The sequence below is a fragment of the Helicobacter pylori genome (genome assembly GCA_008032935.1).
GTDB classification, from domain to species: domain Bacteria; phylum Campylobacterota; class Campylobacteria; order Campylobacterales; family Helicobacteraceae; genus Helicobacter; species Helicobacter pylori_CX.
In genome coordinates this window covers 1,624,322-1,645,412 of record CP032039.1, presented here as the reverse complement: position 1 = coordinate 1,645,412, position 21,091 = coordinate 1,624,322, and the positions used below count along the sequence as shown (strand labels likewise).

Genomic DNA, 21,091 nt, shown 5'->3' with positions numbered 1-21,091 from the left:
GGTAGAAAAAAAGCACTTTTTTCTTGCAAGTAGGCGTTAGCGTCTTTCATCACTTCCATTTTAGAGAGTGCATAGAGAATGAAAGAAAGCACTAAAAAGTCTTCAAGCATGAAAAAATAAACCCTAACGCTTGTCTATAATGCCTAACCCGCTAAAGACTAACACCTTGCCTAGCAACACTCCAAAGCTAAAAAAAACACCCAAATAGACGCTAACACCAATAAAAAACCGATGAGATTCGTCATGGTTTCATTTCTTAAATCATACAAATGCTCTGAAAATAAATTCCCAACAGCCACAGAATAGCGAGACGCTAAATACACGCCAAGCACAATCCCTAAAGTCCCCGCCACTTCACTCACGAAGCCATGATAAATCCTCTAATCCCAAAGGCTACCACCACCACAAGTAACGCCAAATCAATATAATTCAAACCCTAAACCCAAACCTTTCTCTCATATATCTCGCATAAAGATAGTGAGCGCTCAAAAACGCCCATTACTCTTAAATCATGCCAATTCACACTCTTTAGACTTGAAATTGAAAATAATAACACAACTTAAAAAAAACTACCCTTAAAAAAATCAATCTAAAATTCTTAAATTAAAATATAGCTATAATACACTAAAACAATCTCAAGGTTTCACAATTTAGCCATGCGCCTTCTTCTATTCAATCAAAACGCTTTTTTATTGGCGTGCATGTTTGTTTCAAGCGTGTATGTGAAGCTGTTTTGGACGCTTATGCGATTGAAAACCCCTATATTTCTATCACACTCACAAGCCTATTAGCCCCTTTAAGCATGCTAGCGTTTTTAAAAACCCCAAAGAATAGCGCTTTTGCTTTGGGTTTTTTCGTGGGGGCGTTATTATTTTACTGGTGTGCTTTAAGCTTCCGCTATCGGATTTCACTTATTTATTACCCTTAATCATTGTTTTAATAGCGTTAGTTTATGGGGTTTTATTTTATTTGTTGCTCTATTTTGAAAACCCCTACTTCAGGCTTTTGAGTTTTTTAGGCTCTAGTTTTATCCACCCCTTTGGATTTGATTGGTTAGTCCCGGATAGCTTTTTTCTTATAGCGTGTTTAGGGTGGATAAGTTATCGCTAGGGCTTGTTTTTTTGGCTTGCGTTTTTTTGAGTGCTCAAAATCTTAAAAAATACAGGATCATAGGGGTTTTATTGTTGCTTGGCGCGTTGGATTTTAATGGTTTCAAAACAAGCGATTTAAAAAAGGTTGGAAATATTGAATTAGTCTCTACAAAACGCCCCAAGATGTGAAATTTGACTCAAATTACCTTAATGATATTGAAACAACATTCTTAAAGAAATCAAGCTCGCTCAAAGCAAGCAAAAAACCCTGATTGTTTTCCAGAGACCGCCTACCCCATCGCTTTAGAAAACTCCCCCTTTAAAGCGAAGCTAGAAGATTTAAGCGATAATATTGCTATTTTAATAGGGACATTACGCACTCAAGGCTATAGCCTTTATAACAGCTCGTTTTATTTCTAAAGAAGCGTTCAGATCGCTGATAAAGTGATCTTAGCCCCTTTGGCGAAACAATGCCTTTACCGGAATTTCTTCAAAAACCCTTGAAAAGCTCTTTTTTGGCGAGAGCGCTTATTTATACCGCAACGCTCCCATTTCAGCGATTTCACATTAGATGATTTTACTTTCCGCCCCCTGATTTGCTATGAAGGCACTTCCAAAGCCGCTTATTCAAACAGCCCTTCAAAAATTTTTATCGTGATGAGCAATAACGCATGGTTTAGCCCAAGCATTGAACCCACCTTACAAAGAACGCTTTTAAAATACTACGCAAGGCGTTATGATAAGATCATCTTGCACAGCGCGAATTTTTCAACTTCTTACATTCTAAACCCTAGTTATTAGGCGATATTCTTTTTAGGAAACGATCATGATAAAGCGATTAATATTCTCATGCTTTTGAAAAGCCTCTTTATAATGGCGTGAATTTGCACATCAAGCCCAAAGAAAGCCTAGCGATTTTAGGCGTGAGTGGGAGCGGTAAAAGCACGCTTTAAGCCATTTAGCCACCATGCTAAAACCCAATAGTGGGACGATCGGTTTGTTAGAACACCAGGATATTTATGCCTTAAATTCCAAAAGCTTTTGGAATTACGGCGCTTAAAAGTGGGCATAATCTTCCAATCGCATTACCTTTTTAAGGGTTTTAGCGCTTAGAAAACTTGCAAGTCGCTTCCATCCTAGCCAAGCAGAAATAAATCATTCCCTTTAGAACAATTAGGCATAGCCACACCCTAAAGCAAGGCGTGGGTGAATTGAGCGGCGGCCAGCAACAACGCTTAAGCATCGCCAGAGTGCTTTCTAAAAAACCTAAAATCATTATCGCTGATGAACCCACCGGGAATTTAGACACCACTAGCGCTAATCAGGTCATTAGCATGCTGCAAATTACATTATAGAAACGAAGGGCGTTAGTCTTAGCCACGCATGATGAGCATTTGGCTTTCACTTGCTCTCAAGTCTATCGCTTAGAAAAAGAATCTTTAATTAAGGAAAAATAAAAATGTTGCAACGCCCTAAAATTGTCGCCGAATTGAGCGCTAATCATAACCAGGATTTAAACCTAGCTAAAGAAAGCCTTCATGCCATTAAGGAAAGCGGTGCGGATTTTGTCAAGCTCCAAACTTACACGCCAAGCTGCATGACTTTAGATTCTAAAGAAGATCCTTTCATCATTCAAGGCACTTTATGGGATAAAGAAAATCTGTATGGATTATATCAAAAGGCTTCTACCCCCCTAGAATGGCATGCTGAATTGTTTGAGTTGGCTAAAAAGCTTGATTTAGGCATTTTTAGCTCGCCTTTAGCTCAAAAGCTTAGAGCTTTAGAGAGCCTAGATTGCCCCATGTATAAAATCGCTAGTTTGAAATCGTTGATTTGGACTTGATTGAAAAGGCCGCTCGCACACAAAAGCCCATTATCCTTTCTAGCGGTATCGCCACACACACCGAATTGCAAGACGCTATCTCGTTGTGCAAAGGAGTGGGCAATTTTGACATCACCCTTTTAAAATGCGTGAGCGCTTATCCAGTAAAATAGAAGATGCTAACCTATTAAGCATGGTTAATTAGGCGAAACCTTTGGCGTTAAATTTGGCTTGAGCGATCACACGATTGGTTCTCTTTGTCCATTTTAGCCACCACTTTAGGAGCGAGCATGATAGAAAAGCATTTCATTTTAAACAAATCCTTACAAACCCAGACAGCGCTTTTAGCATGGATTTTAACGAATTTAAAGCATGGTTGAAGCCATCAAGCAAAGCGTTTTAGCCTTAGGCGAAGAAGAGCCTAAAATCAATCCAAAGACTTTAGAGAAGCGAAGATTTTTGCGCGCTCTTTATTTGTCATAAGGATATTCAAAAGGCGAAGCATTGACTAGCGATAATATCAAAGCCTTACGCCCCAACCTTGGCTACACCCTAAATTTTATAAAGAAATTTTAGGTCAAAAGGCATCAAAATTTTTAAAAGCCAACACCCTTTAAGCGCTGATGATATAGAACGCTCACTGTAGATTTGATTAAAAAATGGGATTTTCAAATTTGTTTGTGGTTTTAGATTTGATTTTAAACTCATTTTCTTTATTTTATAAACTCTTAAGGGATAGGGAATATCACTCTCATCACATATTGCAACTAGAGCTTATTTAAATTCCAATTAACTTCAATTTTTAATAAAACAAGATTACTTTGTTGTTATCGTTTTAACCTTATAATAATCCCATTTTTTAGGGAATATTTGCACTTAATACCCATAACCCCCAATCAAATTCCCTAACCCTAAAGACAGCTTTAAGAGATTATCCGCTTGATTAATCAAGCTCTTATACAATCTCTTATGTTTAATCTTAAAAAATGCCTTTGAACATTTTATTGGCACTCAATGAAAAAAGTCAATCCATTTTAAATAATTTTAATCACAGATTCCACACACGCTCTAAATAAAGCTCATTAAACAAAGCTCAATAAGGGGGCTGATAATACCCCTTATGACAAAAGGCTGTTTCTAAAGCACTAGATCAATAAAAAATAATCTCACTTCACCTTTTCAAGATACTCTTCTGTTTCCGTATTGACTTTAATCACTTCACCCTCTAAAACATGGAAAGGCACTTGCACGACCGCACCGGTTTCTAAAGTCGCTGGTTTTTTGCTCGCGCTTGAAGTATCGCCCTTAAAATTAGGGGCTGTTTCTACAATCTTTAAAAGCCACAACTTGCGGCACATCCACTTGAAATCGCGAGCAAAAAACCAGCGACTTTAGAAACCGGTGCGGTCGTGCAAGTGCCTTTCCATGTTTTAGAGGGTGAAGTGATTAAAGTCAATACGGAAACAGAAGAGTATCTTGAAAAGGTGAAGTGAGATTATTTTTTATTGATCTAGTGCTTTAGAAACAGCCTTTTGTCATAGGGTATTATCAGCCCCTTATTTGAGCTTTGTTTAATGAGCTTTATTTAGAGCGTGTGTGGAATCTGTGATTAAAATTATTTAAAATGGATTGACTTTTTTCATTGAGTGCCAATAAAAATGTTCAAAGGCATTTTTAAGATTAAACATAAGAGATTGATATAAGAGCTTGATTTAATCAAGCGGATAATCTCTTAAAAAGCTGTCTTTAGGGTTAGGGAATTGATTGGGGTTATGGGTATTAAGTGCAAAATATTTCCCTAAAAAATGGGATTTATTATAAGTTTAAACGATAACAACAAAGTAATCTGTTTTTATTAAAAAATTGAAGTTAATTGGAATTTAAATAAGGCTCTAGTTGCAATATGTGATGAGAGTGATATTCCCTATCCCCTTAAGAGTTTATAAAATAAAGAAATGAGTTTAAAATCAAATCTAAAACCACAAAACAAATTTGAAAATCCCATTTTTTAATCAAATCTACAGTGAGCGTTCTATATCATCAGCGCTTAAAGGGGTGTTGGCTTTAAAAATTTTGATGCCTTTTGACCTAAAATTTCTTTATAAAATTTAGGGTGTAAGCCAAGGTTGGGGCGTAAGGCTTTGATATTATCGCTAGTCATGCTTCGCCTTTTTGAATATCCTTAATGACAAATAAAGAGCGCGCAAAAAATCTTCGCTTCTCTAAAGTCTTTGGATTGATTTTAGGCTCTTCTTCGCCTAAGGCTAAACGCTTTGCTTGATGGCTTCAACCATGCTTTAAATTCGTTAAAATCCATGCTAAAAGCGCTGTCTGGGGTTTGTAAGGATTTGTTTAAAATGAAATGCTTTTCTATCATGCTCGCTCCTAAAGTGGTGGCTAAAATGGGACAAAGAGAACCAATCGTGTGATCGCTCAAGCCAAATTTAACGCCAAAGGTTTCGCCTAATTTAACCATGCTTAATAGGTTAGCATCTTCTATTTTACTGGGATAAGCGCTCACGCATTTTAAAAGGGTGATGTCAAAATTGCCCACTCCTTTGCACAACGAGATAGCGTCTTGCAATTCGGTGTGTGTGGCGATACCGCTAGAAAGGATAATGGGCTTTTGTGTGCGAGCGGCCTTTTCAATCAAGTCCAATCAACGATTTCAAAACTAGCGATTTTATACATGGGGCAATCTAGGCTCTCTAAAAGCTCTAAAGCTTTTGAGCTAAAGGGCGAGCTAAAAATGCCTAAATCAAGCTTTTTAGCCAACTCAAACAATTCAGCATGCCATTCTAGGGGGTAGAAGCCTTTGATATAATCCATACAGATTTTCTTTATCCCATAAAGTGCCTTGAATGATGAAAGGATCTTCTTTAGAATCTAAAGTCATGCAGCTTGGCGTGTAAGTTTGGAGCTTGACAAATCCGCACCGCTTTCCTTAATGGCATGAAGGCTTTCTTTAGCTAGGTTTAAATCCTGGTTATGATTAGCGCTCAATTCGGCGACAATTTTAGGGCGTTGCAACATTTTATTTTTCCTTAATTAAAGATTCTTTTTCTAAGCGATAGACTTGAGAGCAAGTGAAAGCCAAATGCTCATCATGCGTGGCTAAGACTAACGCCCCTTCGTTTTCTATAATGTAATTTTGCAGCATGCTAATGACCTGATTAGCGCTAGTGGTGTCTAAATTCCCGGTGGTTCATCAGCGATAATGATTTTAGGTTTTTTAGAAAGCACTCTGGCGATGCTTAAGCGTTGTTGCTGGCCGCCGCTCAATTCACCCACGCCTTGCTTTAGGGTGTGGGCTATGCCTAATTGTTCTAAAGGGAATGATTTATTTCTTGCTTGGCTAGGATGGAAGCGACTTGCAAGTTTTCTAAAGCGCTAAAACCCTTAAAAAGGTAATGCGATTGGAAGATTATGCCCACTTTTAAGCGCCGTAATTCCAAAAGCTTTTTGGAATTTAAGGCATAAATATCCTGGTGTTCTAACAAACCGATCGTCCCACTATTGGGTTTTAGCATGGTGGCTAAATGGCTTAAAAGCGTGCTTTTACCGCTCCCACTCACGCCTAAAATCGCTAGGCTTTCTTTGGGCTTGATGTGCAAATTCACGCCATTATAAGAGGCTTTCAAAAGCATGAGAAATATTAATCGCTTTAATCATGATCGTTCCTAAAAAGAATATCGCCTAATAAACTAGGGTTTAGAATGTAAGAAGTTGAAAAATTCGCGCTGTGCAAGATGATCTTATCATAACGCCTTGCGTAGTATTTTAAAAGCGTTCTTTGTAAGGTGGGTTCAATGCTTGGGCTAAACCATGCGTTATTGCTCATCACGATAAAATTTTTGAAGGGCTGTTTGAATAAGCGGCTTTGGAAGTGCCTTCATAGCAAATCAGGGGGCGGAAAGTAAAATCATCTAATGTGAAATCGCTGAAATGGGGAGCGTTGCGGTATAAATAAGCGCTCTCGCCAAAAAAGAGCTTTTCAAGGGGTTTTTGAAGAAATTCCGGTAAAGGCATTGTTTCGCCAAAGGGGGCTAAGATCACTTTATCAGCGATCTGAACGCTTTCTTTAGAAAATAAAAACGAGCTGTTATAAAGGCTATAGCCTTGAGTGCGTAATGTCCCTATTAAAATAGCAATATTATCGCTTAAATCTTCTAGCTTCGCTTTAAAGGGGGAGTTTTCTAAAGCGATGGGGTAGGCGGTCTCTGGAAAAACAATCAGGGTTTTTTGCTTGCTTTGAGCGAGCTTGATTTCTTTAAGAATGTTGTTTTCAATATCATTAAGGTAATTTGAGTCAAATTTCACATCTTGGGGCGTTTTTGTAGAGACTAATTCAATATTTCCAACCTTTTTTAAATCGCTTGTTTTGAAACCATTAAAATCCAACGCGCCAAGCAACAATAAAACCCCTATGATCCTGTATTTTTTAAGATTTTGAGCACTCAAAAAAACGCAAGCCAAAAAAACAAGCCCTAGCGATAACTTATCCACCCTAAACACGCTATAAGAAAAAAAGCTATCCGGGACTAACCAATCAAATCCAAAGGGGTGGATAAAACTAGAGCCTAAAAAACTCAAAAGCCTGAAGTAGGGGTTTTCAAATAGAGCAACAAATAAAATAAAACCCCATAAACTAACGCTATTAAAACAATGATTAAGGGTAATAATAAGTGAAATCCGAATAGCGGAAGCTTAAAGCACACCAGTAAAATAATAACGCCCCCACGAAAAAACCCAAAGCAAAAGCGCTATTCTTTGGGGTTTTTAAAAACGCTAGCATGCTTAAAGGGCTAATAGGCTTGTGAGTGTGATAGAAATATAGGGGTTTTCAATCGCATAAGCGTCCAAAACAGCGTTCACATACACGCTTGAAACAAACATGCACGCCAATAAAAAAGCGTTTTGATTGAATAGAAGAAGGCGCATGGCTAAATTGTGAAACCTTGAGATTGTTTTAGTGTATTATAGCTATATTTTAATTTAAGAATTTTAGATTGATTTTTTTAAGGGTAGTTTTTTTTAAGTTGTGTTATTATTTTCAAATTTCAAGTCTAAAGAGTGTGAATTGGCATGATTTAAGAGTAATGGGCGTTTTTGAGCGCTCACTATCTTTATGCGAGATATATGAGAGAAAGGTTTGGGTTTAGGGTTTGAATTATATTGATTTGGCGTTACTTGTGGTGGTGGTAGCCTTTGGGATTAGAGGATTTTATCATGGCTTCGTGAGTGAAGTGGCGGGGACTTTAGGGATTGTGCTTGGCGTGTATTTAGCGTCTCGCTATTCTGTGGCTGTTGGGAATTTATTTTCAGAGCATTTGTATGATTTAAGAAATGAAACCATGACGAATCTCATCGGTTTTTTATTGGTGTTAGCGTCTATTTGGGTGTTTTTTTTAGCTTTTGGAGTGTTGCTAGGCAAGGTGTTAGTCTTTAGCGGGTTAGGCATTATAGACAAAGCGTTAGGGTTTATTTTTTCATGCTTGAAGACTTTTTTAGTGCTTTCTTTCATTCTCTATGCACTCTCTAAAATGGAAGTGATGAAAGACGCTAACGCCTACTTGCAAGAAAAAAGTGCTTTTTTTTCTACCATGAAAAGCGTCGCCAGTAAGATCATGCGCCTTGATGGCGTCAAACATGTGGAGCAAAACCTTAAAGACAATCTTGAAGAAATGAGCGATGAAGTCAAAAATAAAGAATCTTTCAATAAAAATAAAGAGTCTTTTAATAAAGCGATGGATAATGGCGTGGAATCTTTAAAAGAAAAGGCTAAAGACTTGCCTAAAAACATGCTAGATCCAAAAGCTAACCAAACCCCACCAAACCCCACCCCATCTAATAAAGAACCCCTATAAAGGCATCACATGTTTTCTAACCAATACATCCAACAACGCATCCATAAAGCCAATAGCTTGAGAGAAGAAGGGAAAAACCCTTATCAAAATGGCTTGAAACGAAGCCTCACCAACGCCGCTTTTTTAGAAAAATACGCTTATGTTAAGGATTTAGAAGAGCCTAAAGACAAAGAAAAATGCGAGAGCGTTGTAGGGAGGGTCAAGCTCTTGCGTTTAATGGGTAAGGCATGTTTTATTAAAATTGAAGATGAAAGCGCGATTTTACAAGCTTATGTTTCGCAAAATGAATTGAACGATGAGTTTAAAAGCTTGAAAAAGCATTTAGAAGTGGGCGATATTGTGTTGGTGAAAGGCTTCCCTTTTGCTACCAAAACCGGTGAATTGAGCGTTCATGCCCTAGAATTTCATATTTTAAGCAAAACCATTGTGCCTTTACCTGAAAAGTTTCATGGATTAAGCGATATAGAATTGCGTTACCGCCAGCGCTACTTGGATTTGATCGTCAATCCTGGCGTTAAAGATGTGTTTAAAAAACGCAGTTTGATTGTCTCTAGCGTGCGGAAATTTTTTGAAATGGAAGGGTTTTTAGAAGTGGAAACCCCCATGATGCACCCCATTCCTGGCGGGGCGAACGCAAGGCCTTTTATCACTTACCATAACGCTTTGGAGGTGGAGAGGTATTTGAGAATCGCCCCAGAATTATACCTCAAACGCTTGATTGTAGGGGGGTTTGAAGCGGTGTTTGAAATCAATCGTAATTTCAGGAATGAGGGCATGGATCACAGCCATAACCCCGAATTCACGATGATTGAATTTTATTGGGCGTATCACACTTATGAAGATTTGATTGAACTCAGTAAGAGATTGTTTGACTACTTGCTAAAGACTTTAAATTTAGATTCAAAAATCATTTATAACGATATGGAAGTGGATTTCAACCAAACGAGCGTGATTTCCTATTTGGACGCTTTAGAGACAATAGGGGGCATTAGTAAGGATATTTTGGAAAAAGAAGACAGGCTTTTGGCTTATTTGTTAGAGCAAGGCATCAAAGTAGAGCCCAATCTCACTCATGGCAAATTGCTCGCTGAAGCGTTTGATCATTTTGTAGAGCACCAACTCATTAACCCCACTTTTGTAACCCAATACCCTATTGAAATTAGTCCCTTAGCCAGACGCAACGATAGTAACCCTAATATTGCTGACAGGTTTGAATTGTTCATTGCAGGGAAAGAAATCGCTAATGGCTTTAGCGAGTTGAACGACCCTTTAGATCAATTAGAACGCTTTAAAAATCAAGTGGCTGAAAAAGAAAAAGGCGATGAAGAAGCCCAATACATGGATGAAGATTACGTGTGGGCCCTAGCCCATGGAATGCCCCCCACTGCAGGGCAAGGCATAGGCATTGACCGATTAGTGATGCTACTCACTGGAGCTAAAAGCATTAAAGATGTGATTTTATTCCCAGCGATGCGTCCTGTTAAAAACGATTTTAATATTGAGAGTAAAGAATAATGGCGTATTTTTTAGAACAAACGGATAGTGAAATTTTTGAATTGATCTTTGAAGAATACAAGCGGCAAAATGAGCATTTAGAAATGATAGCGAGCGAGAATTACACTTTTCCTAGTGTTATGGAAGCTATGGGGAGCATTTTAACGAATAAATACGCTGAGGGCTATCCTAACAAGCGCTATTATGGAGGCTGTGAAGTGGTGGATAAAATAGAAAGCCTAGCCATAGAAAGGGCTAAAAAGCTTTTTAATTGCCAGTTCGCTAACGTGCAAGCGCATTCAGGCTCACAAGCTAATAACGCTGTCTATCACGCTCTTTTAAAGCCTTATGACAAGATTTTAGGCATGGATTTAAGTTGTGGAGGGCATTTAACGCATGGCGCTAAAGTGAGCTTGACCGGCAAGCATTACCAGAGCTTTTCTTATGGCGTGAATTTGGATGGCTATATTGATTATGAAGAAGCGCTAAAAATCGCTCAAAGCGTTAAGCCAGAAATCATTGTGTGCGGGTTTTCAGCCTATCCAAGGGAAATTGATTTTAAGAAATTTAGAGAAATCGCTGATGAAGTGGGGGCGTTACTACTAGGCGATATAGCCCATGTGGCAGGGCTTGTGGTCGCTAATGAGCATGCCCATCCTTTCCCGCATTGCCATGTGGTTTCAAGCACCACTCATAAGACCTTAAGAGGGCCTAGAGGGGGCTTATTTTAACCAATGATGAAGAGATAGCGGCTAAGATTGATAAAGCGATTTTCCCAGGGACTCAAGGCGGGCCTTTGATGCATGCGATTGCTGCTAAAGCGGTGGGGTTTAAAGAGAATCTAAAACCAGAATTTAAAGCTTACGCGAAATTGGTGAAATCTAACATGCAAGTTTTGGCTAAAGCGTTAAAAGAAAAAAACCATAAATTAGTGAGTGGTGGCACTTCTAACCATTTGCTTTTAATGGATTTCTTGGATAAGCCTTATAGCGGGAAAGACGCTGATATTGCATTAGGGAATGCCGGAATCACCGTGAATAAAAACACCATTCCTGGCGAAACGCGCAGCCCTTTTGTAACGAGCGGGATAAGGATTGGCTCAGCGGCATTGAGTGCAAGAGGCATGGGAGCTAAGGAATTTGAAATCATAGGGAATAAAATATCAGATATTTTGAATGATATTAATAATGTTAGTTTGCAATTGCATGTGAAAGAAGAATTGAAGGCCATGGCTAATCAATTCCCTGTGTACCAGCAACCTATTTTTTAAGGGAGTCAAGATGACAGAAATGGAATTAAAGCTCATTAAGATAGACACAAGCCATTATTTTGAAAAAAAACCAGGCTTGGGGGAGAGAGTGGATTATGCGGGGCGTTGCTATTATAATAAATTCCAAAGAGTGAATGCCATGCTCACAAGCTCGCTCATTCAAAAGCATTTGAAAAAAGAAATAGAAATCGCGCACAACCTCATCTTGCGTAACGATAAGGTGGAAAACATTGTGTTTGATTATAACGGGAGGAATCCGGAGCGTTTTTACCATAAGGCGCAGTTATTGCTTCGTGAGGAAGGTTTTATGAATTTTACCGCTTATAACACCAAAACGCCAGGGCATTTGCATTTATATGTGCATAAGGGGCATACGGAGTTAGGCGAGGGTGAAAGGTTGGTTAAAACTTTGTCCATGAAATTAGCGCAAGGGTTGCCTAAAGAATGGAAGGTTTTCCCTAGCAATGAATGGCCTAAGGAATTTAATATTTTAGCCTTACCTTATGAAGTGTTTGCAAAAGAGCGTGGGAGCTCTTGGGCGAAGCATTTATAACCATTTTTGAAAGGATTTTTGATGTCAGAAAAAGAAAGACTGAATGAAGTGATCTTAGAAGAAGAAAATAATGGGGGCGGCACTAAAAAGGTGTTTTTGATCGTGGCTATAGCCATTATCATTTTAGCGGTGCTTTTAATGGTGTTTTGGAAAAGCACGAGAGTCGCTCCTAAAGAGACTTTTTTACAAACCGATAGCGGGATGCAAAAAATAGGCAACACTAAAGATGAGAAAAAAGACGATGAGTTTGAAAGCTTGAATATGGATTCTCCCAAACAAGAAGACAAGCTAGACAAAGTGGCGGATAATGTTAAAAAACAAGAAAATGATGCGTTTAACATGCCCACTCAAACCGATCAAACTCAAATGGAGATGAAAACAACAGAAGAAAAACAAGAATCTCAAAAAGAATTAAAAGCTGTTGAGTCTATTCCCATGAGCGCTCAAAAAGAATTTCAGGCTATGGCTAAAAAAGAAACCCCCCATAAAAAGCCTAAAGCAACCCCTAAAGATAAGGAAGCCCATAAAGATAAAGATAAGCATGCGGTTAAAGAGCTAAAAGTCAAAAAAGAAGCTCATAAAGAAGTCCCTAAAAAAGCCAATTCTAAAACCACTCTTACTAAAGGGCATTATTTGCAAGTGGGGGTTTTTGCGCACACGCCTAATAAAGCCTTTTTGCAAGCGTTTAACCAATTCCCCCATAAGATTGAAGATAGGGGAGCGACGAAGCGTTACCTCATAGGCCCTTATAAGAGCAAGCAAGAAGCCTTAATGCATGCCGATGAAGTCAGCAAAAAAATGACTAAACCGGTTGTCATAGAAGTGCGGTAGGGGTTTGAGCTAAAAATTCTTATTTTTTTCTTGGGCGTTTTTAGCGGATCGCCCAAGTGCTAAAACGATGGGGTAGCTTTACTCCATCGGCTCGGATAATTTTAACAGAGAATGAAGATAAACAGATTTTTTTGATCAATATACCTATTTGGTCTTTGAGGAATTCAGATAATTCTTGCGTTTAAATTCAGCCTTAAAGAGCATTCATTCGTTAAAAGTATTTGTTTGTTGTTTGAAAACTACGGAGCGTTTAAATTTTATGAAGTTATTGTTTGTTGTTTAATCCCCCTCTAACCCTCCAAAGAAGAGAGCGTTTTGGAACTAGCTTTATGGGTGTGGTTGTGGGGCTAGAAGCAAGAGAGTGAGCGCGATCACTCTCTTTTAATCTCACGCTCTTTAGTGGGCGGCGAAATCCTTAAAGAAGGTGTTGATCAGCCATTCTCGCATTTCATCATTCCTTTCTATCAAAACATTTTTGTTGAAACCTTTTACATTAAAGCGCCTGTTGAAAGGGATCTCACTACTTTTATAGATTTCATCTTTTTCATACAGATCCTTATCTTTTCCTTTACTATTGAGCGGTTTTTCTAGGGAGATGAGGTTGCCGTATGTGTCAATGTAGTTTTCAAGATCTTTCTTGTCTTCAAAACCAAGTTTTTGGATCTCAATTTCATTATCCAATTCTAATAAATTGATGGGGATGATGTGCTCTTTTCTTGGGAGAATTGCTTCCCAGGGATCAATTTTTTGAGATCGGCAAGACCCATCTCCTGGCAGTTCTTTTCAAAGAAGATATAGTGGAAGCATGATGAGTTGGATGCGTTGTTTACAGACTGCAAAAAAGCCAGCCCTATATCATTTCTGCATTGAGCAATCATCTCGCTCTTCAATCCCTCTTTGCCCTTTTTAAGATACGCATTAATCAGGTTGTAGGCCTTTGATTCTAAATTTCTAGTAGCTTTGAAAAACACAATATCAGTTTTGGCAAAGAGTTTCAGCGTTTCATCGTCTAGTTCGTTGTTGATTTTCAGGCGGATGAGCGAATTGAAAAAAAGCGGGTTGATCTTGTTGATGAGCATGACCTTAAGGGTGGTTGGGTTGGTGTCAATCTCGCTCAATAGATCAAGGAAAGCCTGATAGAAATTTTTCAAATCGCTGACATAGGATTGGATGAAACTTTTCAATTTGCTTTTTTTGATTTCTTTTAGTTCATCTTTGAATTTCTCGTAGGTTTTGTCCGTGCTTGCTTCGTAGTGCCCTAAAAACTCGATTCCATCAAATCTTTGACTCCCTGCGTGGTAGCGGAAGATGTCGCCTTCATCAAAGCCTCCAACGCTGGAGATGTGGTCGCTCTTTTTGATCTTGGCAAAGATCTTAAAAATTTCTCCAAAATGATCGTTGATGAATTGGTCTAACCCCCTTTTCCCATCGCAAAAAGTGTTGGAGTAATAGATGAGAAGGGATTTTAGTTTGTCCAACAAGAGGAGAGGCACGCCTCTGTCATTCACGCTTTGAAAGGTTCTGATGGCCCTTCCAGGATCGGGCTCTTCAAGCCGCATCAAAACCATTTTCAACAGCGCCTCCAAACGCTCATTCGCTTCTTCTTTATTCAACTTGCTGACCTTATCTAAGATAGCCTTCAAAACTTCAAAAAGATTTTGCTTGCCCTTCGGTGTCTGCATCTTTTTCTGGCTGATATTCCCCTTTTCTGCCGCTTCCAAGAGCGTTTTGAAGAAGCTTTGGTTTTGAGAGGCGACTTCTAATTTTAATTCCCCCTTTTGGTATAGATATTTTCTTGTCTCTTGCTTGTCTTTCTCATTTTGCTCGTTCGCCAAGACAATGCAAGAGCATGAAGATGGTAGTCGTTCGCTGCTGGCCGTCAATGATGTCATACAAATTTTTGTTGTCTTCATTCTTAGCGACAACCATGGTGCCTATAAAATGCCTATGACCCTTTTTGTTGTATTCTATCGCTTCTTCTAGATCTTCCCACAGATCCCAAAAATTCTTGTCCTTCCAAGCGTAATCTCTCTGATAGTTGGGGATGCTGTATCCTTCCTCTTGAAAGATCTCTCTAATAGTGGTTTTCATTCACTTCTCCTTTGTTGCATGCAGTAGTCAAATTTATACCATAAATACCATAAGAATGGCTTGAGATTTCACTCCATCAAAGGCGTTCTGTTAGCCACTCGGGGCGTTTTATTAGCTATAATCAAGGCTTCAAAAAGCCATAATTAAAAGAGTTGAGATGCTAGAAAAATTGATTGAAAGAGTGTTGTTTGCCACTCGTTGGTTGCTAGCCCCTTTATGCATTGCCATGTCGTTAGTGCTGGTGGTTTTAGGCTATGTGTTCATGAAAGAGTTGTGGCACATGCTCAGCCATTTAGACACCATTAGTGAAACGGATTTGGTTTTATCAGCCTTAGGTTTAGTGGATTTGTTGTTTATGGCCGGGCTTGTTTTAATGGTGCTGCTCGCCAGTTATGAAAGCTTTGTTTCCAAATTAGACAAGGTGGATGCTAGTGAAATCACCTGGCTAAAGCACACGGATTTTAACGCTTTAAAATTAAAGGTTTCACTCTCCATTGTAGCGATTTCGGCGATTTTCTTGCTCAAACGCTACATGAGTTTAGAAGACGTTCTATCCAGTATCCCTAAGGACACGCCCCTATCGCATAACCCCATTTTTTGGCAAGTGGTGATCCATTTGGTATTTGTGTGTTCAGCGCTTTTAGCCGCTGTTACCAATAACATCGCTTTTTCGCAAAATAAAGTGCATTAAAAGTTTTAAAGCTCTCTTTCAGGAAGGACTTTAGACCATTCTTTAATCAAGCGCAAAAAGAAGGAAGTGTCAGGCGAAGTTTTTTCATGGATTAAAATCCCTTCTTCCACCGCTTCCCAAATCACTCTATGCCGATACACCACCAAATGCCATGATTGTTGGGCATGATCTTTAAGCGACAAACGCACCCTTTTAGCAAAAGACGGGTTGTCAAACAAAACCGCGCTTTCAGTGTTGATGTATGCAGAGCGCGGATCAATATTAAAACTCCCTAGAAGCGTTAAATTGTCATCAAAAACAATCGTCTTGCCGTGTAAGGAATGTTTGGTGCTAAAGCGCCCTTTAATCTGGCGGTTGAAAAAATCGTTTCGTATTTCATAGACATTCGCGCCCATTCGCACTAATTGGTTGCGATACCTTTCCCACGCCCCATAGACTACGATAGCGTCCGTTGATGAAAGGGAATTGGTAAGAATATTCAATTCAATCCCCTTAGAAATTTGATTTTTAAAGATTTTCATCATCTTTTTGCCTGGAATAAAATACGATGAAGCGATAAAAACGGAGTCCTTAGCGTTTTTAAGGGCTTTCTCAAAAGCGATTTTGATGGGCGAATACAAGGGCGTGTCAATTTTTTTGGGTGAATCGGCTAAAAAAATGGCATTCCCATAATAAATGGGGTATTGGTATTTTTGGAATCGTTCTATAAAATCATTGACTTTTTTTTCAAACTGGTTTTTGTCTTCAGCGCTGATAGGGATTTTTTCATGGAGTTTAGCGATTTCTTTAGCGTTGTTTTTGAGTCTTTTATGGGTTCTTAGTAATGAAACAGGGATAGAGCGGTGGAACCTCCAATAGCGTTCAAAGCTTTCTTTGGCTTTTGAAGCAACCCCCCCAAAAAACAAAGCGTCTAAATCTAAAAAATTCGTGTCTAAATCGTTATCAAAATAATTGTCCCCAATATTGCGCCCTCCTATAATGACAGCGAAATTATCCACGATGAAAAGCTTGTTGTGCATGCGTTTTTTAATGCGCTCATAATCCGCAAGCATTTCAAAATAACGCAGGCCTTTATTGCGGATATAGTAGGGGTTAAAAATTTTCACTTCAATGTTTTTATGGAAATTTAAAAGCATAATATCTGAAAAATCTGAATCCAACCCGTTGTCATCTAAAAGGATGCGCACTTTCACCCCACGATTGGCCGCATTTAAAAGTTCTTTAGCGATCACTTGAGAAGAAAGATCGTTCTTATAGATATAAGTTTGCATGTCAATGCTTTTTTGGCTCATTCTAATAAGACCCACTCTGTGCAATAAAGCGTCAAAGCCGTCTTCTAAAAGAATGGCTGTGCTATGGTTAGGGTTTTCTTTTAAATTTTTGGCGTACAAACTCCCAATGGTGGTAGTGTAGGGATCATAAGAGATAGGTGGGCTTGAAATGGGAGTCTTATAGACTAACCCAAAACACCCATTAAAAAAAAGACGCTTAGAAAGACTAAAAAGATTTTCAAAAACGACCCACTAAAAGAAATTAGCGGCTTTTACCCACTTTCAACATTCGGTTGCGCAAAGTGGCGATACTGCTTTGCAAGGGTAATTCTTTAGGGCAAGTGTCATGGCAAGCAATCAAGCTCATGCACCCAAAAACGCCATCATCATCGCCGACTAATTCATAAAAATCGTCATCGCTTCTTTCATCGTGGCTGTCAATCATAAAGCGCATGGCTCTGTTCATGCCAGCAGCTCCAATGAAATTAGGGCGCATGAGTTTAGTCCCACAAGAAGCGATACAGCACCCACATTCAATACACCTGTCTAGTTCAAAGACTTCTTGAGCTTCATCAGGCTCAACCCTTTTTTCCGGCTTAGTAATATCCACTTCTTCTTTAGAATGCGCCCAACTCTCCACCCTTTTAGTCATATCCAAAAACCAATCGCCCGTATTCACGCTCAAATCTTTAATGAGCGTAAAACTGGGCATGGGCATGAGTGTAATCACCCCACTTTCAAAGCTAGAAGTTAGGGTTTTACAAGCCAATCTCGGTCTCCCATTAACCATCATCGCGCAAGAGCCGCAAATCCCAGCGCGGCACACAAAATCAAAACTCAAATCCGGATCTTGATGCTCTCTAATGAGGTTTAAAGCGATAAAGAGCGTCATGGATGGCGTTTCTTTCAATTGATACTCTTTAAAATGCGGCTTACTCACCGCGCTTTGAGGGTCAAATTTTAGCACTCTAACTACAATCGTTCGTTCATTATCACTCATGGTGCTCTCCTTTTAAATTAGCGTTGTGTTGGTCTAATAAATCATGGACATTGAAAGAATACAAATGTTCCCCCCTAGCCCTGACTTCTTCATCTTCTAAACGCATGTTCCTGGCTTTGTATTTTTCCTGCAATTCAAAAGGCATGAGCACATGCTGGACTTCTATCCTGTCTTTTCCAAGCTTTTCTAGTTCTAAAATCGTTTTCAAAATCTCAGCGTCGCGCTCTTCTTTTTTGGGGTGGGGGATGAAATTGCCCTTTTTGCCATAGCCCCTAAAATCAGGGCTGATTTCCATTTTCATCACATCTAATTCTTCGTATTCAATCGTGGGCATGTCTTGCTCAGCGCTAGGCCAGCTCGCTAAAGTCCGATTAAGCCATTTTTCATCATCTCTTTTAGGGTAATCAATCCTTGTGTGAGCCCCTCTGCTTTCGGTGCGCAGTAACGCCCCTTGAGTGATACAAAGTGCGAGTTTGAGCATTTTTTTGGTGCGGTAAGCGTCTTCTAATTCAGGGTTATTGTGTAAAACCTTGTTTTTCACGCAAATGTTTTTGGAGCGTGCATAAAGCTCTTGCAATTCTTTAAGGGCTTCTTCTAATTTTTTGCCCTCTCTAAAAACGCCCACTTTTTCATCCATGACTTCTTTCATGCGTTCTCTAATTTCATACACGTCTTCTTTGCCTTCATTATGCAATAAAAAATGCATATAATCCTGGCTTTCTTTAATGAAAGCTTCAACCTTTTGTGTGTTGATTTCAATTTGCGCTTCCAAACAATGCGACGCGAAATAATCCCCTATGATCATGCCAGCGACCACCGCTTCACTCACAGAATTTCCCCCCAAGCGGTTAAACCCATGCAAATCCCAGCATGCCGCTTCGCCCGCGCAAAACAAGCCTTTTAAATGGGTTTCGCCTTTAGGGTTTGTCCTAACCCCCCCATAGAATAGTGTTGCATGGGCTTTATGGGGATCCAACCTTTTTGCTTAGCCATCGCTTGGCCGTATTCAGGCTCATTAGTAGGCACTCCTTGCATGTTGTCTTTGGTTTGCTCTTCGCTATCAGCCGGATCAATGCCCGCAAAAGTCATGGCAATATCACGCACATCTCTCAAGTTTTTTTCCACATGGTTACGCCCTAAAATAGCAATATCCAACCACACATGATCCCCATAAGGCGATTTGGCTCCATAGCCTTTTTGGATATGTTCTAAAATCCGCCTTGAGACCACATCCCTACTCGCAAGCTCTTTTTTCTCCGGCTCATAAGCGGGCATGAAGCGTCTGCCAAACTTGTCTCTTAAAACACCGCCATCGCCCCTACAACCTTCAGTCATTAAAATCCCGCTTGGCACTAAAGCGGTAGGGTGGAATTGCACCGCTTCCATGTTGCCTAATTTAGCCACGCCGGTTTCTAAAGCGCTTGCAGCCCCGGCTCCATCGCAAATCACGGCGTTAGTGGTGTGTTTATACACGCGCCCATAACCTCCGGTAGCTAAAAGCGTGCCCTTAGAAACATACGCTGAAATTTCGCCTGTGATTAAATCCCTTACCACCGCTCCGTAGCATTTATTGTCATGATGAATGAAAGCGAGCATGTCCTTTCTGTCTTGAATATCCACCTTGTGGTGTAAGGCTTCGTTAGCGACCGCATAAAGCATGGTATGCCCTGTGGCATCAGCCGTAAAGCATGTGCGCCATTTTTTAGTGCCGCCAAAATCACGGCTTAAGATATAACCATGCCTGTCGTCTCTTTCAGTGATAGTTACATGCTCACCATTGACGACCGCAGGCCTATCGCCCTTTTTGATCCTAGTCCAAGGCACCCCCAACTGGCCAATTCCCTAATGGCTTTAGGGGCAGTGGTTACAAACATTCTAGCCACTTGCTGATCACACCCCCAATCGCTCCCCTTAACCGTGTCTAAAAAGTGTAAATCTTCATTATCGCCCTCGCTTTTTTTAGCGTTCGCAAGGCTCGCTTGCATGCCCCCTTGAGCGGCTGCAGAGTGCGAACGCCTGACAGGCACTAGGCTTAAAACGATGGTGTTTAAACCCTTTTGTTTGCATGCGATACTAGCCCTTAACCCGGCCAATCCGCCTCCAATAATTAGCGCATCACAATATGTTATTTTCATTTTCTACCTTTATTCTTTGTGGAATTTCCCATCAGCTTCTATGGCTTCTTGCATGGTTTTAATGCCATTGTCCTTATTTTCTAAACCTTTTTTAATGTAAGCCCCATAGGTGCAAAGCCCTAAAACAATAAAAAACACGCTCATCGCCCATTTGACTTTTCTCAAGCCTTGAATGCTCACATTCTTAAACCACCCCCATTTGATCGCTAAACGATACAACCCAATAGAACCATGCAATTCTACGGCAAACAATAAGAAAATATACAAAAGCCAAAAGTTTTGCGTTACAAAACGATAGCTTGAGCCATGAGGCCCGATACTTTCAGGCTCTGTGAGCATGACAAACAAGTGGATACTCGCTAAAAAAAACATCGCAAACCCGGTTAAGGCTTGAATAAACCACAAACTCGTATCGCCATGCTTCATCAAATGCTTATGGGTTTTAAAAACCTTGTATTGCCTGTAATTGATAGGGAATTTTCTCAAGGCTAAAAAAGCATGCGCAACCAAAATAAGAATAACCCCTGCTGCAACCACGCTCACAATAGCCGGCTCGCCCGCTTTTAAAAACAAGCTCCCTTCAAAAAATTTCGCCACTTTATACATGGCTTCATCGCTAATCAAGATGCTTGAGACTAAAAACATGTGCGCTATCATAAAGAGCGCTAAAATCAAGCCCGTAGCGCTCTGTAAAAAATCCAGCTTAGCATAAATACCGCTCTTTTTAAGCCCTTTGCTAGCGCCATAATAACCCTCTATAATCTCTTCTTGTTGCATAAAAACTGCTCCTAAAAACTCAAATTTAACCTGAATCGCTTGACGCAAAAACACTGCCTTAATTTTACTACATTTGAAATAATTTTTCTTATAAACAAAACCTAAATTGGGAAAAAATTCAATTCAAGGGGGCTATTGTTTAAAATTTACATTTTTTAAACGCTATTAGATATAATAAGGGATAGACCACCTATAAAA

8 protein-coding genes and 13 pseudogenes are annotated in these 21,091 nt (G+C 39.6%); 10 read left to right on the top strand and 11 right to left on the bottom strand.

Annotation, left to right across the window (positions count from 1 at the left end; genetic code table 11):
• Positions 1–406 (bottom strand): annotated as a pseudogene (locus D2C78_08110) (CvpA family protein).
• A 250-nt stretch (positions 407–656) separates the two neighbouring features.
• Between D2C78_08110 and D2C78_08105 the strand changes: the two are divergent.
• The 3 pseudogenes from D2C78_08105 to pseI (D2C78_08095) all read left to right on the top strand — a co-directional run bounded on the left by D2C78_08105 (position 657) and on the right by pseI (D2C78_08095) (position 3,559).
• Positions 657–1,921 (top strand): annotated as a pseudogene (locus tag D2C78_08105) (apolipoprotein N-acyltransferase).
• 48 nt (positions 1,922–1,969) lie between these two features.
• Positions 1,970–2,548: pseudogene (locus D2C78_08100) on the top strand (ABC transporter ATP-binding protein).
• 2 nt (positions 2,549–2,550) lie between these two features.
• Positions 2,551–3,559 (top strand): annotated as a pseudogene (pseI, locus tag D2C78_08095) (pseudaminic acid synthase).
• A gap of 520 nt (positions 3,560–4,079) precedes the next feature.
• Here pseI (D2C78_08095) and D2C78_08090 read toward each other — a convergent pair.
• Positions 4,080–4,275 (bottom strand): annotated as a pseudogene (locus D2C78_08090) (elongation factor P).
• A gap of 8 nt (positions 4,276–4,283) precedes the next feature.
• Between D2C78_08090 and D2C78_08085 the strand changes: the two are divergent.
• A pseudogene (locus D2C78_08085) lies at positions 4,284–4,406 on the top strand (elongation factor P).
• A 525-nt stretch (positions 4,407–4,931) separates the two neighbouring features.
• Here D2C78_08085 and pseI (D2C78_08080) read toward each other — a convergent pair.
• The 3 pseudogenes from pseI (D2C78_08080) to D2C78_08070 form a co-directional block, all read right to left on the bottom strand.
• A pseudogene (gene pseI / locus D2C78_08080) lies at positions 4,932–5,946 on the bottom strand (pseudaminic acid synthase).
• Position 5,947: 1 nt separating this feature from the next.
• Positions 5,948–6,585: pseudogene (locus D2C78_08075) on the bottom strand (ABC transporter ATP-binding protein).
• A pseudogene (locus tag D2C78_08070) lies at positions 6,578–7,854 on the bottom strand (apolipoprotein N-acyltransferase). The pseudogenes D2C78_08075 and D2C78_08070 overlap by 8 nt, the downstream one beginning before the upstream one ends.
• Before the next feature lie 224 nt (positions 7,855–8,078).
• Here D2C78_08070 and D2C78_08065 point away from each other — a divergent pair.
• The 5 genes and pseudogenes from D2C78_08065 (at position 8,079) to D2C78_08045 (ending at position 12,928) form a co-directional block, all read left to right on the top strand.
• Entirely contained in the window at positions 8,079–8,780 is a 702-nt protein-coding gene (locus D2C78_08065) for a CvpA family protein (GenBank protein ID QEF35784.1), read from the top strand.
• A 9-nt stretch (positions 8,781–8,789) separates the two neighbouring features.
• Complete coding sequence (gene lysS / locus D2C78_08060; protein QEF35783.1) at positions 8,790–10,295, top strand: lysine--tRNA ligase; 1,506 nt, start codon at positions 8,790–8,792, stop codon at positions 10,293–10,295.
• Positions 10,295–11,544, top strand: a pseudogene (locus D2C78_08055) (serine hydroxymethyltransferase). Before lysS ends, D2C78_08055 begins: the two are co-directional and overlap by 1 nt.
• A 10-nt stretch (positions 11,545–11,554) precedes the next feature.
• Entirely contained in the window at positions 11,555–12,097 is a 543-nt protein-coding gene (locus tag D2C78_08050; GenBank protein QEF35782.1) for a DUF1882 domain-containing protein, read from the top strand.
• Positions 12,098–12,118: 21 nt separating this feature from the next.
• Complete coding sequence (locus tag D2C78_08045) at positions 12,119–12,928, top strand: SPOR domain-containing protein (protein ID QEF35781.1); 810 nt, start codon at positions 12,119–12,121, stop codon at positions 12,926–12,928.
• Between the two features lie 396 nt (positions 12,929–13,324).
• Here D2C78_08045 and D2C78_08040 read toward each other — a convergent pair.
• Positions 13,325–14,541: pseudogene (locus tag D2C78_08040) on the bottom strand (DUF262 domain-containing protein).
• Between the two features lie 34 nt (positions 14,542–14,575).
• Positions 14,576–15,019 (bottom strand): annotated as a pseudogene (locus tag D2C78_08035) (DUF262 domain-containing protein).
• 157 nt (positions 15,020–15,176) lie between these two features.
• Between D2C78_08035 and D2C78_08030 the strand changes: the two are divergent.
• A complete protein-coding gene (locus D2C78_08030; protein ID QEF35848.1) occupies positions 15,177–15,710 on the top strand; it encodes a TIGR00645 family protein in 534 nt (177 codons plus the stop codon).
• A gap of 5 nt (positions 15,711–15,715) precedes the next feature.
• Here D2C78_08030 and D2C78_08025 read toward each other — a convergent pair whose 3' ends face one another.
• From D2C78_08025 to D2C78_08010, 4 genes and pseudogenes are all read right to left on the bottom strand, one after another.
• The gene (locus tag D2C78_08025; protein ID QEF35780.1) at positions 15,716–17,101 is read right to left on the bottom strand and encodes a phospholipase D family protein; all 1,386 of its coding nucleotides are present in this window, start codon (positions 17,099–17,101) and stop codon (positions 15,716–15,718) included.
• 142 nt (positions 17,102–17,243) lie between these two features.
• Positions 17,244–17,981, bottom strand: coding sequence for a fumarate reductase iron-sulfur subunit (locus tag D2C78_08020; protein ID QEF35779.1), 738 nt, complete (start codon positions 17,979–17,981; stop codon positions 17,244–17,246).
• Positions 17,974–20,116, bottom strand: a pseudogene (locus D2C78_08015) (fumarate reductase flavoprotein subunit). The gene D2C78_08020 and the pseudogene D2C78_08015 overlap by 8 nt, the downstream one beginning before the upstream one ends.
• A gap of 9 nt (positions 20,117–20,125) precedes the next feature.
• Positions 20,126–20,893, bottom strand: a complete 768-nt coding sequence (locus tag D2C78_08010; protein ID QEF35847.1) for a fumarate reductase cytochrome b subunit — start codon at positions 20,891–20,893, stop codon at positions 20,126–20,128.
• Between the last annotated feature and the right edge of the window lie 198 nt (positions 20,894–21,091).

Excerpts from the sequence above, each read along its gene's own strand:
- lysS (QEF35783.1), top strand. The coding sequence starts at position 8,790 with ATGTTTTCTAACCAATACATCCAACAACGCATCCATAAAGCCAATAGC.
- D2C78_08045 (QEF35781.1), top strand. The coding sequence starts at position 12,119 with ATGTCAGAAAAAGAAAGACTGAATGAAGTGATCTTAGAAGAAGAAAAT.
- D2C78_08020 (QEF35779.1), bottom strand. The coding sequence starts at position 17,981 with ATGAGTGATAATGAACGAACGATTGTAGTTAGAGTGCTAAAATTTGAC.
- D2C78_08030 (QEF35848.1), top strand. The coding sequence starts at position 15,177 with ATGCTAGAAAAATTGATTGAAAGAGTGTTGTTTGCCACTCGTTGGTTG.
- D2C78_08010 (QEF35847.1), bottom strand. The coding sequence starts at position 20,893 with ATGCAACAAGAAGAGATTATAGAGGGTTATTATGGCGCTAGCAAAGGG.
- D2C78_08050 (QEF35782.1), top strand. The coding sequence starts at position 11,555 with ATGACAGAAATGGAATTAAAGCTCATTAAGATAGACACAAGCCATTAT.